This is a genomic window from Flexivirga sp. B27, assembly GCF_052905685.1.
Window position 1 is genome coordinate 13,265 of record NZ_JBPYUM010000008.1, and the last position, 14,228, is coordinate 27,492.

Below are 14,228 nucleotides of genomic sequence, written 5' to 3' on the forward strand. Positions count from 1 at the left end.
GTACGCCGCTCAATCCATTGGTATGCCGGTCAATCCGAGTGGGTGCTCAGGACAGGCCGAGGAACTCACGTATGGCGGGCAGCTCGCGCTGCGCCTGGTCATAACCCTCGCGGTACATCGCCTCGAGCACCGGCAGGCGGCGTTCGCCGTTGCGGACCGGCTCGACCTGGGGTGCGAAAACGTATGCCTTGCCAGCCTTTTCGAGCTCGAAGAGCTCTTCACGTGTCTGGTTGTAGCGCTCGTAGCGAGTGCGCATGGCCTCGGCGACAGCGGGGAAGTGCCGGTAGTAGGTGCGGAAGAACCACTCCTTGCCCTCCGGCTGCTTCACGTACGACCGCTCCTGGGTGAGTATGACGAGAAACTTCTCGTAACCGTCGGCCTGCGCGGCGTCCAGAGCGATGCTGCCCGACGTGCCGAGTGCCCCGTCGACATACAGATGACCGTCGAGCTTCACCGGCGGCATCAGGACCGGCATCGACGCCGAAGCCTGCACGCGCGGCAGCAGATCCGCCAGTGTCCGCATCTCGTCGCGGCCCCAGTAGACCGTCTCACCGGTCGACGCGTCGAACGCGCCGATCTTCCACTCCATCGGTGAGTCGACATAGGCCCGCCAGTCGAACGGGAGCACGTTGTCCGGCAGACCGGACTGCTGGTAGATGAAGTCCGCGTTGAAGATGCCCTTGCCCCGGACGAACGTGCGCCACCCGCCGAACTCACGCTCCTGCGCGAAGGTCGTGAAGGAGGCATGCGCGCGCCATACATCGCGGGTGACGAAGTTGGATGCGTTCGTCGCACCGGCGGAGATGCCGACGACCCACGGCAGCCGGATGCCGGCCTCGATCAGCGCGACGACCAGGCCGGCGGAGTGCGCGCCACGCATGGCACCGCCCTCGATGACGAGGGCGGTGTCAGCGGCGATTGGCTCTGCGGTCACCGATCAGTCGGCACCGAAGTCGAACGAGGCACGGTCGAGCGCCTTGTCCTCGTCGGCGTCGACGAACGGGTTGGCCGAAATTGCTGCGGCACCACCGGATTTCAGCTCGCCGACCAGCTCGGTGTCGCGCTCGGGGAGCGCACCGAGTCCGGCATACAGCTCGAGCTTGGAGCGGGTGTCGGCGATGTCCAGGTTGCGCATCGTGAGCTGTCCGATGCGGTCGGTCGGGCCGAACGCCGCGTCCTCGGTGCGCTCCATCGACAGCTTGTCGGGGTGGTAGCTGAAGCCCTCGCCGCGGGTGTCGATGATCGAGTAGTCCTCGCCGCGACGCAGCCGCAGCACGACCTCGCCGGTGACCGCTGAGGCGACCCAACGCAGCAGACCCTCGCGGATCATCAGCGACTGCGGATCGAACCAACGGCCTTCGTAGAGAAGGCGACCCAGTCGCCGGCCCTCGTTGTGGTACTGCGCGACGGTGTCCTCGTTGTGTATGGCGTTGACCAGCCGCTCGTATGCCGCGAAGAGCAACGCGAGCCCAGGCGCTTCGTAGATGCCGCGCGACTTCGCTTCGATGATGCGGTTCTCGATCTGGTCCGACATGCCCAGGCCGTGCCGGCCGCCGACCTCGTTGGCCAGCTTGAAGAGATCGACGACATCATCGAAGGTCTGACCGTTGATCGACACCGGCCGACCGCGCTCGAAACGCACTGTCACGTCTTCGGTTTCGATCTCGACCTCGGGGTCCCAGAAGGCAACGCCCATGATCGGCTCGACGATCTCCAGCGAGCTGTCGAGGTGCTCGAGGGTCTTGGCCTCGTGCGTGGCGCCGAGGATGTTGGCGTCGGTGGAGTAGGCCTTCTCCGTCGAGTCGCGGTAGGGCAGGTCGCGTGCCGTCAGCCACTCGGACATCTCGTGACGCCCGCCGAGCTCGTCGACGAACTGCGCGTCGAGCCACGGCTTGTAGATGCGCAGGCCGGGGTTGGCGAGCAACCCGTAGCGGTAGAACCGCTCGATGTCGTTGCCCTTGTATGTCGAGCCGTCGCCCCAGATGGAGACGTTGTCCTCCTGCATCGCACGGACCAGCAGGGTGCCGGTGACCGCACGACCGAGCGGCGTGGTGTTGAAGTAGACGCGGCCGCCGGAGCGGATGTGGAAGGCGCCGCAGGCGATGGCGGCCAGGCCCTCCTCGACCAGCTGCCGCTTGCAGTCGACCAGGCGGGATAGCTCGGCGCCGTACTGGCCGGCGCGACCGGGCACCGAGTCGATGTCCGGCTCGTCATACTGACCCAGATCCGCGGTGTAGGTGCACGGGACCGCGCCCTTCTCACGCATCCAGGCCACGGCCACCGAGGTGTCCAGGCCACCGGAGAAAGCGATGCCGACGCGCTCGCCGACGGGGATGGAGTTCAACACTTTCGACACGGCTCACCAGCCTAGGGGCTGCGCCCTCCGCGCGGTGGATCGGTCTACCGTATGGACGGTGCGCACCGAGGATCCCTGCCCCTGCGGCTCCGGCTCGTCGTTCGACGACTGCTGTGGTCCGCTGCTGGCCACAGAACGGCTCGCGTCGACCGCGGAGGAGCTGATGCGGTCGCGTTACACCGCATATTTCTACGGCAACCGTGAGCACCTGTGGCGGACCTGGCACCCGAAGACTCGTCCGGCGGAGGTCGCCATCGACCCGGCGACTCGCTGGACAGGCTTGCAAATACTGGAAGTTCGCGACGGTGGTCCGGATGACGAAACCGGCATGGTGTCGTTCGTTGCGTCATACAGCGGCGGTGAGCTGCGTGAGAGCAGCCGGTTCGCGAAGCGCGGCGGGCGCTGGTTCTATCTGGACGAGGAGTCCTGATGACGGACGCCTTCGGCATACCGAGGGGCTCGGACGGCAGCGAGAGTCAGAGCCGCGCAATGTACGAGGCGGCGACCAACCTGCTCGACAAGGCGGTCCGCGCCCTCAGCGGCGGGCAGGCCGACAGGGCGCTCGGCTGTGTTCGCAAGGCTGAGCGTCTCCCGTATGACGACCACGATGCCGCGTCGCCCCTGACGCTGGCCGCCCACATGCACGCGGTCAACGCGGTGCTCGACGTGCACGAGCTCGGCAACGAGCTGTGGCTCGATGCTGCTGCCGACGTCCTACACGACCCGCGTCCGACCTGGAATGCATTGGCAACAGCAGATTTCCGGCATGTCCTGACAGTGGTGCGCGAGGACCTCGGCGCGACGAAGGCTGAGGAACGACAGCTGCGTGACCTGATCCGCGGGCAGCAGGTCGCGACCATCCGGGAGATGCAGGAGCTCCAGGGCGAGCAGCTGTGCGAAGTGGTGATGAGCCTGCTCGAGATCGTCATCGACTATGAGCTGCGGGCCGACGAGTTGTTCGCCGCGATCGAGCCGAACTAGGGGTGAGACAAGCGGTGACGAGTGATCACTGGGGCGCGCGGTCGGCGAGATAGCGCACCAGCCCTGCGGCATTGTCCAACTGGGCAGCCTCGGCTGCCGGCATGAAGTCGACCCGACCGCGGCGGAAAGCCACCGCCTCCGGGAGGTGCGTGAGGGGTTCGGCAATGGGCAGGAACGCGTCCAGCAGGTCGGTCGCGTCCAGGGCATCGTCCTCGGTCCGATAGGCCAGCGCGTAACAGGCCAGGATCACCGCGGTGACCGCGACGTCGAGCCCGGGCGGGCCCCAGGAAGCGTTCTCCCAATCGATCAGTTGCGGCCCGTCAGGCGCCATCAGCACATTGTTGGGATGCAGGTCCAGGTGCAGGAGGCGGTCACCGCCGGGCAGGCGCGGCAACTCCTGCTCCTGCGGCATCGCGGTCACCTGGTGCGTCCGACGGTGCAGCCGCGCAAGGATCTGCATCGCTTCATCCATCGCCAGCTGCCCGGCGGTCATCTCGGCGAGCATCGTGGGGCCATCGACGCGCTCCAGCACGAGGTCGGGCCCGTGCGCCGAAAGCACCCGCGGCGTCGGAACCCCTGCGGCCCAGGCGATTTCGGTCGAGGTCGCAACCGGCACCGCGGACAGATCAGCGTCCTTGTAGCGGCGCAGCACCCGCCGATCGTCGAGCTCGTAGACCAGCGCGGTCGCACCGGTCGCGAGCAGCGCCCCGGGGTGGTCGCAGGCCGTCATGCGCACAGCCTAGGTCGGCCCGGGCGGGATGTGGGCGGGTCGACCGGCACGCGAAGCAGAAACTCCTCGGCTACGCACGACACGCCGCCGTGGCGGCAGGGCGGTCGACGCCGACCGGGTTGATCGTGGCGCTGCGCTTATTGATTTCCGCGTATGGCGCAGGGCGTCATACGATGATGTCGCCCTTGGTGGTGGAGTGACGACCCACCGGACACCTCGCAGGTATGACGGCAGGACCGCCATACATCGGAAGTCGGCCAGGGGACGCGCGTTCGGCGACACCGACGAGAGGCCGAGGTCTCCTCGGCGAAGGTGTGGTGGCACCGCGATCTGGCCCCCGCCCACACCTCCAGGGCTGCCTTCTCGGCAAGGTGGCCCACATCGCGACCTTGACGGGAACCAACCCCGAAAGGAACCGCAATCATGCTTCGAACTCATGACGCCGGCACGCTGCGTGCTGCCGACTCCGGCCAGACCGTGACACTTGCCGGCTGGGTCGGCCGCCGCCGCGACCACGGCGGCGTGGCCTTCCTGGACCTGCGCGACGCCAGCGGCGTCGTCCAGGTGGTGGCACGCGACGAGGTGCTGACCGGCGCCGCGCACGGCCTGCGCAACGAATACTGCGTTGCGGTCACCGGCACCGTGCAGCCCCGCGACCCGAAGGACGTCAACGCCGACCTGCCGACCGGTGAGATCGACGTCGTCGCCGAGTCGATCGAGGTGCTCAGCGAGTCCGCGCCGCTGCCGTTCCAGATCGACGAGCGCATCAACGTCGGTGAGGAAGCCCGCCTCAAGCACCGCTACCTCGACCTGCGTCGCCCGGCGCAGGGTGGCGCAATCCGGTTGCGTTCCAAGGTGAATGCCGCCGCGCGCAGCGTGCTCGCCGAGCGCGACTTCGTCGAGATCGAGACTCCGACGCTGACTCGCTCCACGCCGGAGGGCGCTCGCGACTTCCTGGTGCCGGCGCGCCTGGCGCCGGGCAGCTGGTACGCCCTGCCGCAGAGCCCGCAGCTGTTCAAGCAGCTGCTGATGGTCGCAGGCATGGAGCGCTACTACCAGATCGCGCGGTGTTACCGCGACGAGGACTTCCGTGCCGACCGGCAGCCGGAGTTCACCCAGCTCGACATCGAGATGAGCTTCGTCGAGCAGTCCGACATCATCGAGCTCGGCGAGGCGATCGCCAAGGCGCTCTGGAAGGTCATCGGCGTCGACATCCCCACGCCGTTCCCGCAGATGACGTATGCCGACGCGATGGCGAAGTACGGCTCGGACAAGCCGGACCTGCGCTTCGACCTCGAACTCGTCGAGTGCACAGAGCTTTTCAAGGACACGACGTTCCGGGTCTTCCAGGCTCCGTATGTCGGTGCCGTCGTCATGCCGGGTGGTGCCTCGCAGCCCCGCCGGCAGCTCGACGCCTGGCAGGAGTGGGCCAAGCAGCGCGGCGCCAAGGGCCTCGCCTACATCCTGGTGAAGGAGGACGGCACCCTGTCCGGCCCGGTCGCCAAGAACCTGACCGAGGCCGAGATTGCAGCATTGCCAGGGCATGTCGGCGCCAAGCCGGGTGACTGCATCTTCTTCGGTGCGGGTGACGCGACGTCGTCGCGTGCGCTGTTGGGTGCGGCCCGGTTGGAGATCGGTCGCCGCTGCGAGCTGATCGACGAGTCGAAGTGGTCGTTCCTGTGGGTGCTCGACGCGCCGCTCTTCGAGCCGTCCTCCGACGCCGTGGCGTCGGGCGACGTCGCCGTGGGTTCGGGTGCGTGGACCGCGGTGCACCACGCGTTCACCATGCCGAAGAAGGAGTATGTCGACACGTTCGACACCGACCCCGGCTCGGCGCTCGCGTATGCCTACGACATGGTCTGCAACGGCAACGAGATCGGCGGCGGCTCGATCCGTATTCACCGCAAGGACATTCAGGAGCGGGTGTTCCAGGTGATGGGCCTGTCCGAGGAGGAGGCGCAGGAGAAGTTCGGCTTCCTGCTGGACGCGTTCGCGTTCGGCGCCCCGCCGCACGGCGGCATCGCCTTCGGCTGGGACCGCGTCTGCGCGTTGCTCGCCGGCACCGACTCGATCCGCGAGGTCATTGCGTTCCCGAAGTCCGGTGGTGGCTACGACCCGCTGACCGCTGCGCCGGCGCCGATCACCGCGGCGCAGCGCAAGGAAGCCGGCGTCGACGCCAAGCCGGAGAAGAAGGAAGCCAAGCCCGCCGAAGCACGCTGATCGAGTGCCGGGGGAGCGGGCGGGGTCCCTGCGAAGTATTCGGAGGAGCGAAGCGGGGGAGAAACTTCGTGGGGTGCCGGAGCGGGGGAGGTGTATCGAGATCAAGTGCATGGCGACGTGGCGTGGTCTCGATACGCGGCTTCCCCCGCTGCGCTCCTCCAGCCGCTACTCGACCGACGTGGCTTGCTACTCGACCGACGTGGGAGCGAAGCGGGCGGAGGCAAGTTGCCTGGAGTGCGCGACGAGGCGCCCGGTGGAGTCCCACACCTCGCAGTCCTCGTTGAGCAGGCCACCGGCGACGTGCTCGGTGTGCAACCGCAGCTGCAGCCACCCCGGCGCAGGTATGCCACGCACATAACCGGTGAACTCCACTGTTGGCACCCAGCCGACCGATCCCAGGTCGAACGACACCGGCGGGAATGCGTCGAGCACCAGCAGGAGCGCGGCTGCATCGATCGGTGCGTCGTCGGCCAGCCGCAGCCAGCCGCGCATCTCGCCCTGACCGCTCGGCTCGCCCAGCGCCCAGCCGATGGTCGCCGGGTCCATCCGCGCGTCGAAGCGCTTGAGGAACCCTGACTTGGTCAGTGTCGACGGTGGCGCGTCAGTCGCAGCCAGGCACTTGTCCGGCGGCGGAATGTCCGGTGCTGCAACGGTTTTCAACACCGGCTCGGCATACCGGTCGAGATCGCCGAGGGTGACGAGCGCCCGGAAGCGCTCGACGTCCGATCCGCCGACCTGTTGTGACACGACGACCTCGGCCGTCGTCATCGATCGGCCCGACCGCAGGATGCGCGGCTCGATCCGCACCGGTCCGGCACTGCCGGGGGACAGGAACACCCCGGAGAAGCTGAGCGGATCGAGATGTCCTCCGACGCTCTCGCTGGCTCGCGACGTTGCGGTCGTTGCCAGCGTCATCAGCAGACCACCGTTGATGGCCTCACCGATGGCCCAGTCGTCACTCAGTTCGCCGGTCCAGCCGGTGCCGGATTGCTGCAGATGTAGTGCGTCGCCGAGTTCGCTCATGCGTCACATCATCGCCGAGGGTTACCGCGCGGTATCAGTGGGCGTCATCCGCCGGCTGGCCCACGCCCGCGCGACGCGGAAGCCGATGCGTTCGTAGATGTCCCGGGCGCGGTCGTTGTCGGCATACATCCCGAGGGTGCAGACGCCGTGGCGCTCGATCGCGTGGCGAGCCAGTCCCGCGGTCACTGCCGTGCCGAGGCCGCGGCCACGAGCCTGCGGGTCGACGACGATGCCTGCGAGGTGCGGTGCGCCACCCGGTGTCAGATGCATCGCGCCCGCCGCGATCAGCCGGCCGTGCTCCCGCGCGCCCAGCCACAGCTGCGTGCGCCCTGTGCCCGGCTCGGACTCGGCGGTCGGGTTGCCGATCTGGTTCAGCGCGCTGATCTCCGCAGCGTCCCGCGTGTCGTCGAGTATGACGAGCCGGTCCTGCGCCGGCACCGGCTCGGGCGCCTGCTCGGTCCACATCCAGTCCCAGTCACCGCCACCTGCGAGGCGCGGACCGAGCCGCTCCTCCAGCAGGGGCAGGAACTGCCGCTCGACCGACAAGCCGTTGATCTCCGGTGGCAGATCGGCGAGCACGACATCCAGCAACTCCGGGACGTCGTCGCGACCCAACAACGAGATGCCGTGGATGCGCCGCGAGTGCGAGTGCCGCTGCAGGGCGACCGCGTCGCCGACGACCCAGATCTGCGAAGTGTGCGGGCGGGCGATGTCCCAGCGGATGAACGGGTCGTGCGCAAAGAGCTCGTGCAGCTCGTCGCCGGGGAGGCGGCGAATCATCGTGTCGGCCACAGTGAGGCATGTTCTCGCTTGCCGTTGCGAGTCGCAAGCTCCCTGCAACGGCAAGCGAGTCCCCGCCTCCTGTATTCGTGTCAATGAACTTCGACGATTAGCGTGTCACGCGTGTCCGATGATCTGTTCAGCGCCACCGACGACGAAGCTGCCGACGGCAGCACGGCGCCGCTCGCCGTGCGGATGCGGCCGAGGTCGATCGACGAGGTGCGCGGCCAGGGCGACGCCCTCAAGCAGGGGAGCCCGCTGCGCCGGCTGATCGAGGGTGCCAAGGGTGCTGCCGGTCCGATCTCGGCGATCCTGTGGGGTCCGCCGGGGACCGGGAAGACAACACTCGCGCATCTGGTCGCGGGCGCCAGTGACCGCCGGTTCGTCGAGCTGTCGGCGATCAACGCCGGCGTCAAGGACGTGCGTGCGGTCATGGAGCAGGCGACCCGTGATCGCAGCCTCTACGGCCGGCAGACCGTGCTCTTCCTCGACGAGATCCACCGCTTCAGCAAGGCACAGCAGGACGCCCTGTTGCCCGGCGTCGAGAACCGCCTCGTGGTGCTGGTCGCAGCCACCACCGAGAACCCCAGCTTCAGCGTGATCGCACCGCTGCTCTCCCGCTCGATGCTCGTGCGGTTGGAGTCGCTCGACGACGACGACATCACGCAGCTTCTGGATGATGCGGTTGCCGAAACCCGGGGATTGGCAGGGGAGTTCACGCTCGACGACGACGCGCGTGCGCACCTGGTCCGGATGGCGGGTGGCGATGCCCGTCGCTCGCTGACCGCTTTGGAGGCGGCTGCCGGTGTCGCGCAGGACGCCGCCGGGGCCGGCGTGCACCCCGTCCCGATCGGGTTGCCGCACGTGGAGCAGGCGATGGCGACCGCCGCGGTGCGCTACGACCGGGCAGGCGACCAGCACTACGACGTGGCCAGTGCGCTCATCAAGTCGATGCGGGGCAGCGACGTCGACGCCGCGTTGCACTACCTGGCCCGGATGCTCGAGGCGGGGGAGGACCCGCGATTCATCGCCCGCCGCATCGTCATCGCCGCCAGTGAGGACGTCGGTATGGCGGACCCGACCGCCCTGCAGACCGCCGTCGCCGCGATGCACGCCGTCGCGCAGATCGGCATGCCGGAGGCGCGCATCATCCTGGGGCAGGCCGTGGTCCACAACGCACTGGCGCCGAAGTCCAACGCGGCATACATGGGCATCAACGCCGCGATCGAGGACGTGCGTGCCGGGCGCGGGGGAGCGGTGCCGCCGCACCTGCGCGGGTCGGGGTATGCCGGGGCGGCCGCCCTCGGGCACGGTGACGGTTACCGCTACACGCACGACGAGCCCGGTGGTGTCGGCCCGCAGCAGTTCCTGCCGGACGACCTGACCGAGGCCGACTATTACCAGCCGACCGACCGTGGTTGGGAGCAGAATCTCGGGCCGCGTTGGCAGTCCTTGCGATCGGTCATCCGAGGGGTGGACGATCGGCGCGTATGAGCCCGTTTTCGGGTGACGTGATGGTAAACAAGTAACGATCTCGTCTCAGGGGTTGTAAACACCCCACTGTCGCCGAATTCCGGTGACAGTGTTCGCAGATCGTCCCGTCGCGCCACCGAATCGGAGAAAAAGATGCGTAGGTCGAGCAAGATCGCCGCGGCCGTCGTCATGATGGCGATGCCACTGGCTGCCTGCAGCAGCAGCGGCCCCAGCAACAACGACAACGACAAGAGCGCCAACAACGGCTCGTCCACCCCGAGGGCCAAGATCAAGTCCTCGGCAATGGACCCCACGGTCAAGGGCCCGGCTCCGGAGGTCGCCGGCGCCAAGAAGGGCGGCACCCTCACCATCACCGACGCCGGTGCACCACCGACGTTCGACCCGGCCGGTGCCTATTACGAGTTCTCGATGACGATCCTGTCCGAGTTGGTGATGCGGGGGCTCACCGGCTACCAGATCGACCAGGACGGCAAGTCGACCCTGGTGCCCGACATGGCTCAGGGCCTCGGGAAGGAGTCGGCCGACGGCAAGACCTGGACCTTCAAGCTCAAGCCGGGCATGAAGTACAGCAACGGCCAGACCGTCAAGGCAGCCGACTTCGTCTATGCGATCAAGCGCTCCTTCGACGAGAACCTCGGCGGGCAGGGCCCGGTGCCCTACCTGAGGACGCACCTCGTCGACGGCGACACCTACAAGGGGCCGTTCAAGGACGCCGGCAAGGACTTCAAGGGGGTCACCGCCAAGGGCGACGACACGGTGATCTTCCACCTCACCCAGAAGTGGCCGACGCTGCCCTACTACCTGGCGTTCCCGGCGGCCACTCCCGTCCCGAAGTCCGCCGAGAAGAAGGCGGACTACCAGAAGAACCCGCTGGCCACCGGTCCTTACAAGGTCAAGACCTTCAACAAGGGCACTCGCATCGTGCTGGAGAAGAACGCCAAGTGGGACGCCAAGTCGGACCCGATCCGGCACCAGTACCCCGACACCATCGACATCAAGATGGCCGTCACGGCGTTGACCGAGCAGCAGCGCATCCTGGCCAACTCCGGTGTCGGTGCCACGACGCTCGACATCTCCGGGCTCGACGCCGGGCTGGAGAGCAAGGTCAAGTCGCAGGAGAAGCAGGTCGTCTTCGGCCCGTCGCCGTGTGAGTCCTACCTGCCGCTGAACTCCCAGGAGATCCCGCTGGAGGTGCGCAAGGCGATCGCCGTCGCCTACCCCTACAACCAGACCCGTAAGGCCGGCGGCGAGAGCAAGCTGACGTTCGACCCGGCGACGACCTACGCGCCGCCGCAGGTGCCGGGCATCAAGCAATACCCTGCGGTCAACGGACTCAAGGGTGAAGGCACCGGCGACCCGGCCAAGGCCAAGGCCATGCTGAAGAAGGCGGACAAACTCGGCTTCGAGTTGTCCTGGTACTACGTCAGCGGCAAGGGCCAGTCGGTTGCGGCGAACACCGCGCTGAAGAAGGCGCTCGAGGACGCCGGCTTCAAGGTCAAGGACGTGCCGGTCAGCCAGGAGCAGATCTCGGAGAAGATCAACGACCCGGACGCCCCGGAGAATGTCGGCCAGGGCATCAGCTCTTGGTGCTACGACTGGCCGTCGGGTGACTCGATCTACCCGCAGCTGTTCAGTTCCGCGACCGCCAAGGACGGCCGCTCGGTCGGCAACCTGCAGGACAAGGCCATCGACAAGGAACTCGCTCGGATCAGCGCGATGGACCCGACGGAGGCCGCTCCTGAGTGGCTGGCCTTCGACAAGAAGATGACCAAGCAGGTCATGGGCATCCCGCTGTCCTACTCCAAGGCGAGCTCGGTGCTGGGCAACAAGGTCCACAACGTCATCCCCGACCCCAACCACGGTCTGCCCGATTTCGGCCAGGTCTGGGTCGGCTGACCGGCCTTACTCAATGTAACGATTGGGTGACCTTCGCCACGTCCAGGTTGTGCACCCCGTCCGCTGTAGGCATCGTTAGTGCGTCGCAGCGGGCGGGGGCACGGCTGGGTGACCACGAAAGAAGTCGGCAGGATCAGTGCAGGACCGTTGACACGGTGACTGATCGCCGACATCCAAGAACTCGTATGGAGGATCGATGACCGCTGGGCCTGGCGGCGTCAATGAGACGCTGACGGAGGTCGGTCAAGTTCACGGGACCGACGGCGCGACCGCAGTCCTGGGCAAGACGGATTACAGCGACGACGGGGGGCAGCAGAGCAAGTCACCTGCGAAGATCGCCTTCGAGCGACTCCGCAAGGACCGGATCGCCGTCGGCTGCTCGATCGTGATCGTGCTCTTCCTGCTGATGGGCATCTTCGCCCCGCTCATTGCGGGGTTGGAAGGCCAGTCCCCGACTGAGCCCAACTACGACCTGATCGGCGACGACAACCTGCCGATCTTCTACACCAACGGCGACCACTGGCTGGGCCTGACCTCGAACTCCGGGTATGACGTCTTCGCCCGCTTCGTCTACGGCATCCGCCCGTCCTTCTCGATCGCGCTGATCGTGACCATCACCACGACGATCATCGGCGTCGTCCTCGGCCTGACCGCGGGCTTCTTCGGCGGCTGGATCGACCGGGTGATCGGCTGGGTCGTCGACTTCGTGCTGTCCCTGCCGTTCCTGCTCTTCGCGATCGCCCTGGTGCCGATCATGACCACCTACCTGGTGCCCGGCGGTCAGCCGACCACCGGCGAGGTGCAGAAGATCCGGATCGCTGCCGTCTTCATCGCGCTGGTCTTCTTCGGTTGGGCCGGCCTGTGCCGCCTGATCCGCGGTGAGGTGCTGGCCCTGCGCGAGCGCGAGTTCGTGCAGGCAGCCCGCTCGCTCGGCTCGCCGACCAAGCGCATCCTCTTCAAGGAGATGCTGCCCAACCTCACCAGCGTCATCCTGGTCGCGTTCACCACGTCGCTGCCGGCCTGGATCGGTGCGGAGGCGGGCTTGTCCTACCTCGGCGTCGGCATCAGCCTGCCGACCGCCGACTGGGGCCTGGACATCGCCCTGGGCCAGCAGCAGATGCAGGCCTTCCCGCTGCCGATGCTGGCGCCGCTGGTCGGCCTGCTGATCCTGGTGCTCTGCCTGAGCCTGCTCGGTGACGCGGTCTCGGACGCCTTCAACCCCACCACCAGGCGCTGACGCGCTACTTCGACTTACTCGATGCAAGACACACCACAGACTCTTCCCGGGCTGTGCCGGGAAGTAACGAAAAAGGGAGAATGACAAATGCGCTGGACGAAATTGGCTGCGCTGACGGCCGCAGGCGTTACTGCGGTCTCGTTGGCTGCGTGCAGCAGCGGCGGCCCGTCGGGCACCGGTGGCAGCGGCAGCGGCAACGGCAACAACACTGCTGCCGGTGAGCAGACCAAGGCTGCGGTCGCGGCTCAGGACGCGACGCTGAAGGGCCCGGCCCCGGACGTCAAGGGTGCCAAGAAGGGCGGCACGCGCTACATCGACGACTCGTCGAACCCGCCCACGTTGGACCCGGCCGGTATCTACTACGTCGACTCGAACGCGTTCGCGACGCAGTACCTGTACCGCACGCTGACGCAGTACAAGATCGTCAAGGGCAAGCCGGTCCTGGTGCCGGACCTGGCCGAGGGCGTGGGTAAGCCGTCCGCGGACGGGTTGACCTGGACCTTCAAGATCAAGAAGGGCTTGAAGTACTCCGACGGCTCCCCGGTGAAGATCGAGGACTTCGTCTACGGGATGAAGCGTTCCTTTGCCAAGGAGAGCGTCGCGCTGAACGGCACCGACTACCAGCGCCAGTACCTGGTGGGTGGTAAGGACTACAAGGGTCCGTACAAGCAGCCGGATGCCAACTTCAAGGGTGTGACGACCAAGGGTGATGACACTCTGGTGTTCCACTTGGTCAAGAAGGTGCCGTCGTTCAACTACTTCGCCTCGTTCCCGGAGTTCACTCCGGTGCCGAAGGCCAAGGACACCAAGGGTGACTACCAGAAGCACCCGTTGACGACCGGCCCGTACAAGGTCGACTCGTACAACATCGGGTCCAAGCTGGTGTTGTCGCGTAACAAGTACTGGGAGCCCAAGACGGACCCGGTGCGGCACAACTACCCGGACAAGGTGCAGATCAACCTGGCGATCACCAACCTGGGTTCGCAGCAGCGGATCCTGGCCAACAGCGGCGCCGGTGCCAACACCGTGAACATCGGTGCGCTGGACTCCTCGCTGGAGTCGAAGGTGACCGGTGCGCAGAAGAACCAGTTCGCGATCGGCCCGTCGTCGTGTGAGTACTACGTCAACCTGAACGTCAACAAGATCCCGCTGAACATCCGCAAGGCCGTCGGCTACGCGATGCCGTGGGACCAGATCCGTAAGGCGGGCGGCTCCTCGAAGCTGAACTACCAGCCGGCCACGACCTACGCGGCACCGAGCCTGCAGGGTTACAAGAAGTACGACCCGCTGCCCTACGCCACCGGCCAGGGCACCGGTGACCCGGCCAAGGCCAAGGCCATCTTGAAGAAGGCCGGCAAGGTCGGCTTCAAGCTGTCCTACTACTACACCGGTGACGACCCGGCATCGGTCGCGGCCAACACCGCCCGCAAGAACGGTCTGAAGAAGGCCGGCTTCACGGTCAAGGACATCCCGGTCCCGAAGGCCGAGCGGACCAAGAAGATCGCCGACCC

12 protein-coding genes are annotated in these 14,228 nt (G+C 66.9%); 7 read left to right on the plus strand and 5 right to left on the minus strand.

From position 1 onward, the window contains the following. Nucleotides 1-46: 46 nt before the first annotated feature. Both ACSZL9_RS18945 and argG read right to left on the minus strand, forming a co-directional pair. Nucleotides 47-934 (minus strand): patatin-like phospholipase family protein, encoded by an 888-nt coding sequence (locus ACSZL9_RS18945; RefSeq protein WP_446667087.1) that lies wholly within the window; start codon nucleotides 932-934, stop codon nucleotides 47-49. A 3-nt stretch (nucleotides 935-937) separates the two neighbouring features. Beyond that, entirely contained in the window at nucleotides 938-2,356 is a 1,419-nt protein-coding gene (argG, locus tag ACSZL9_RS18950; protein WP_446667088.1) for an argininosuccinate synthase, read from the minus strand. A gap of 58 nt (nucleotides 2,357-2,414) precedes the next feature. Here argG and ACSZL9_RS18955 point away from each other — a divergent pair, with 58 nt between their 5' ends. Continuing rightward, nucleotides 2,415-2,786, plus strand: a complete 372-nt coding sequence (locus ACSZL9_RS18955; RefSeq protein WP_446667089.1) for a YchJ family protein — start codon at nucleotides 2,415-2,417, stop codon at nucleotides 2,784-2,786. Then, on the plus strand, nucleotides 2,786-3,337 hold the full coding sequence (locus ACSZL9_RS18960) for a hypothetical protein (RefSeq protein WP_446667090.1): 552 nt from the start codon (nucleotides 2,786-2,788) through the stop codon (nucleotides 3,335-3,337). Before ACSZL9_RS18955 ends, ACSZL9_RS18960 begins: the two co-directional genes overlap by 1 nt. 25 nt (nucleotides 3,338-3,362) lie before the next feature. Here ACSZL9_RS18960 and ACSZL9_RS18965 read toward each other — a convergent pair whose 3' ends face one another. After that, a complete protein-coding gene (locus ACSZL9_RS18965; RefSeq protein ID WP_446667091.1) occupies nucleotides 3,363-4,067 on the minus strand; it encodes a phosphotransferase in 705 nt (234 codons plus the stop codon). A 423-nt stretch (nucleotides 4,068-4,490) separates the two neighbouring features. Between ACSZL9_RS18965 and aspS the strand changes: the two genes are divergently transcribed. Next, complete coding sequence (aspS, locus tag ACSZL9_RS18970) at nucleotides 4,491-6,287, plus strand: aspartate--tRNA ligase (RefSeq protein ID WP_446667092.1); 1,797 nt, start codon at nucleotides 4,491-4,493, stop codon at nucleotides 6,285-6,287. Nucleotides 6,288-6,473: 186 nt separating this feature from the next. On the opposite strand, the gene ACSZL9_RS18975 is transcribed toward aspS, so the two are convergent. Both ACSZL9_RS18975 and ACSZL9_RS18980 read right to left on the minus strand, forming a co-directional pair. Further along, nucleotides 6,474-7,310, minus strand: a complete 837-nt coding sequence (locus ACSZL9_RS18975) for a thioesterase family protein (protein WP_446667093.1) — start codon at nucleotides 7,308-7,310, stop codon at nucleotides 6,474-6,476. A 21-nt stretch (nucleotides 7,311-7,331) separates the two neighbouring features. Next, a complete protein-coding gene (locus ACSZL9_RS18980) occupies nucleotides 7,332-8,102 on the minus strand; it encodes a GNAT family N-acetyltransferase (RefSeq protein WP_446667094.1) in 771 nt (256 codons plus the stop codon). A 111-nt stretch (nucleotides 8,103-8,213) separates the two neighbouring features. Between ACSZL9_RS18980 and ACSZL9_RS18985 the strand changes: the two genes are divergently transcribed. The 4 genes from ACSZL9_RS18985 to ACSZL9_RS19000 all read left to right on the plus strand — a co-directional run. Then, nucleotides 8,214-9,584 (plus strand): replication-associated recombination protein A, encoded by a 1,371-nt coding sequence (locus tag ACSZL9_RS18985; RefSeq protein ID WP_446667095.1) that lies wholly within the window; start codon nucleotides 8,214-8,216, stop codon nucleotides 9,582-9,584. Between the two features lie 132 nt (nucleotides 9,585-9,716). Beyond that, entirely contained in the window at nucleotides 9,717-11,480 is a 1,764-nt protein-coding gene (locus ACSZL9_RS18990) for an ABC transporter substrate-binding protein (protein WP_446667096.1), read from the plus strand. A gap of 196 nt (nucleotides 11,481-11,676) precedes the next feature. Next, a complete protein-coding gene (locus ACSZL9_RS18995) occupies nucleotides 11,677-12,717 on the plus strand; it encodes an ABC transporter permease (RefSeq protein WP_446667097.1) in 1,041 nt (346 codons plus the stop codon). Between the two features lie 87 nt (nucleotides 12,718-12,804). Beyond that, nucleotides 12,805-14,228 (plus strand): ABC transporter substrate-binding protein (locus ACSZL9_RS19000; protein ID WP_446667098.1); only part of this gene is annotated, 1,424 nt, incomplete at its 3' end.

What these genes read in the sequence shown, in the direction of transcription:
- ACSZL9_RS18975 (WP_446667093.1), bottom strand. Translation starts at nt 7,310, where the DNA reads ATGAGCGAACTCGGCGACGCACTACATCTGCAGCAATCCGGCACCGGC.
- aspS (WP_446667092.1), top strand. Translation starts at nt 4,491, where the DNA reads ATGCTTCGAACTCATGACGCCGGCACGCTGCGTGCTGCCGACTCCGGC.
- ACSZL9_RS18965 (WP_446667091.1), bottom strand. Translation starts at nt 4,067, where the DNA reads ATGACGGCCTGCGACCACCCCGGGGCGCTGCTCGCGACCGGTGCGACC.
- ACSZL9_RS18960 (WP_446667090.1), top strand. Translation starts at nt 2,786, where the DNA reads ATGACGGACGCCTTCGGCATACCGAGGGGCTCGGACGGCAGCGAGAGT.
- ACSZL9_RS18990 (WP_446667096.1), top strand. Translation starts at nt 9,717, where the DNA reads ATGCGTAGGTCGAGCAAGATCGCCGCGGCCGTCGTCATGATGGCGATG.
- ACSZL9_RS18995 (WP_446667097.1), top strand. Translation starts at nt 11,677, where the DNA reads ATGACCGCTGGGCCTGGCGGCGTCAATGAGACGCTGACGGAGGTCGGT.